Source organism: Neisseria sp. P0021.S006 (assembly GCF_051956895.1).
In genome coordinates, this window is sequence record NZ_JBQCWZ010000253.1 from 1 (window position 1) to 1,765 (window position 1,765).

Consider the following 1,765-nt stretch of genomic DNA (forward strand, 5'->3'; position numbering starts at 1 on the left):
TTTCTTCAAGCAAGCTGTTTAAGGCAGTATTGTAACTGAAACAGGCGTTTTTGTCGGCACGCTTTCAGACGGCATTTGCCTAATTTTAAGCAAACGGCGGCGCTTCCAAACCCAAAGATTTCAGTAGCTGAGCAGTCTCATAAACCGGCAAACCCATCACGCCCGTAAAACTGCCCTGCAAATGCTCGACAAATACGCCGCCCAAGCCCTGAATCCCATACGCACCGGCTTTATCCATCGGCTCGCCGCTGGCAACATAGGCTGCAATCTCCTCAGCCGTCAACGTTTTAAAGCGTACTTCGCTCGTCTGCACCACATCATGGCATACGCCTTGCCAATAAACGCACACAGCCGTCAACACTTGATGCGTCCGTCCGGATAAACGTTCCAGCATATCGACCGCATCCGCCTCGGATTCCGGTTTACCTAAAATAACCGCACCATCCGCCACCGTCGTATCCGCCGTCAATACAGCAAACTCAGGTTCTTGATTATGAGCAGCAAACCATTGCGCCACCGCCGCCTGATTTTTCTCACAGGCCATACGGCGCACATACTCTACTGCTGCTTCGCCTTCTTTAGGGGTTTCATCAATATCCACAGGAAGGCGGCGTACCGTGAAACCCAAATTCTCCAAAATCTCACGACGGCGCGGACTGCCCGAAGCCAGATAAATTGCGTTCATTGTATTGGTTTTCCTTATTTTGAAATTTTATGCTGGCCGGACAGGCGGACATAATGCGCGGACGAATACGTCAAAAATTCCTTTTCCTCATCCGTCAGCGGACGCACTTGTTTCACAGGCGAGCCAACGTATAAAAAACCGCTTTCCAAACGTTTGCGCGGAGGCACCAAACTGCCCGCGCCTATCATCACATCATCTTCGACAACCGTATCATCCAAAATAATCGAGCCCATGCCCACCAACACACGATTCCCAATTCGGCAGCCATGCAGCATGACCTTATGCCCAATCGTCACATCATCGCCGATAATCAAAGGTGAACCGTCAGGCTTCGCCGCATTCTTATGCGACACATGCAAAACGCTGCCGTCCTGCACATTGCTGCGCTTGCCGATAGAAATGCTGTTCACATCGCCACGCAATACGGCATAAGGCCAAACGGATACATCTTCCGCCAGCGACACTTCGCCAATCACAACCGAAGTCTCATCTATAAAACAAGACTCATCAACCGACGGCACATAATCCAGAAACGCACGAATAGGGTTTGCCATTTCCAATATCCTTTTCTCAAAACCAAAACTGATCAGGCCGTCTGAAAACACGGCGTAAAACGATTTTATACTACAACCATACTAAATCAAGCCAAAAAATCATCAAAAGGCCGTCTGAAACAGCTTTCAGACGGCCTTTCATCATAAACCTTTATCTTGGCTTACCACTATTTATCATTAGCGCCTCATCCATCTTTTATGGAATAATCGTCTTCATTTGATTGATGGAGAAGCCGATGGAGACACGTTCGGGAAATTATGCAGCATCCCTATTGGTCGTCGGCTGCGTCGTCTTCGGCTTGGGCAGTTTGATCGTCAAATTTGTCGATGTCGGCTCTTACGCCATCGCATTCTGGCGTTTGCTGATTGCCGCCCCCATATTCTTCCTGCTCGGGCGTTTTTTCAGACAAAAAATGCCCACGAAAAGAAAAACGGTTGGCTACGCAATCTTATCCGGCGTTTTCCTCGCATTCGACCTCGCCCTTTGGCACGAAAGCATTCACGCCGTAGGCCCCGGCATTTCCAC

The 1,765-nt window shown here is 49.3% G+C and carries 3 protein-coding genes; 1 reads left to right on the forward strand and 2 read right to left on the reverse strand.

The genetic code is table 11. The annotated features are described in order from the left end of the window. Positions 1–85: 85 nt before the first annotated feature. Positions 86–685: a Maf family protein gene (locus tag ACTHUM_RS13070; RefSeq protein ID WP_219088736.1), complete on the reverse strand. Its 600-nt coding sequence runs from the start codon at positions 683–685 to the stop codon at positions 86–88. Between the two features lie 14 nt (positions 686–699). Then, on the reverse strand, positions 700–1,239 hold the full coding sequence (locus ACTHUM_RS13075) for a gamma carbonic anhydrase family protein (RefSeq protein WP_070813868.1): 540 nt from the start codon (positions 1,237–1,239) through the stop codon (positions 700–702). A gap of 236 nt (positions 1,240–1,475) precedes the next feature. Here ACTHUM_RS13075 and ACTHUM_RS13080 point away from each other — a divergent pair. After that, positions 1,476–1,765 (forward strand): EamA family transporter (locus tag ACTHUM_RS13080; protein WP_440403067.1); only part of this gene is annotated, 290 nt, incomplete at its 3' end.